1 protein-coding gene is annotated in these 589 nt (G+C 63.3%); it reads left to right on the top strand.

The annotated features are described in order from the left end of the window. Window positions 1–568: ATP-binding protein (locus tag ABEA30_RS09205; RefSeq protein ID WP_345582110.1), on the top strand; the 568-nt coding region annotated here is incomplete at its 5' end. Window positions 569–589 lie beyond the last annotated feature (21 nt).

The following is a 589-nucleotide window of genomic DNA, read 5'->3' as shown; positions in this document are numbered from 1 at the left end:
GCTCGGTCTCGGGTTCGAGGAACGGATCCGGATCATCGTGGACGAGGCACACTCAGCCTTCACCCACTCCAAGGTCGACGGCCTCATCCGCCGCGCTGGGCTGCGCTATCCCACAGCGGACCTGCGCAGGATCGACCTCGTCGAGGAACGCGGTCTGGACAGGGGCATGATCTCGCAGCTGGCGACCTGTTCGTTCATCGAACGCTCCCACAACGTCGTGTTCCAAGGCTTCACCGGCTCCGGGAAATCCTACCTCGGCTGCGCCCTAGCGAAACAAGCCTGCCTCCACCGGATCCGGGCCCACTACATCCGCATGCCCGACCTCGCCGAAGCCTGGCATCTCGCCAAGGACAAGCCACAGGGGCAGATGAAGTTCCTCCGCAAGTACGCGGCCTTCACCCTGCTCGTGATCGATGAATGGCTCCTCGACCCACCCGACGAAAGCATGCGCAGCATGCTCCTGGAGCTCCTCGAGCGCCGCTACGACACCACCTCCACCGTCTTCTGCACCCAATACGGGCTCTTCGTACCTGAGCGTGGGGTCATAGTCGTAGACCGCCGCCGATGAGGAGCATTCTGAGGCGGTAGT

Source organism: Tessaracoccus lubricantis (assembly GCF_039544535.1).
Classification (GTDB): Bacteria; Actinomycetota; Actinomycetes; order Propionibacteriales; family Propionibacteriaceae; genus Arachnia; species Arachnia lubricantis.
Note: the sequence above shows the minus strand (reverse complement) of the source record. Positions and strands in the feature narration are given on the sequence as shown.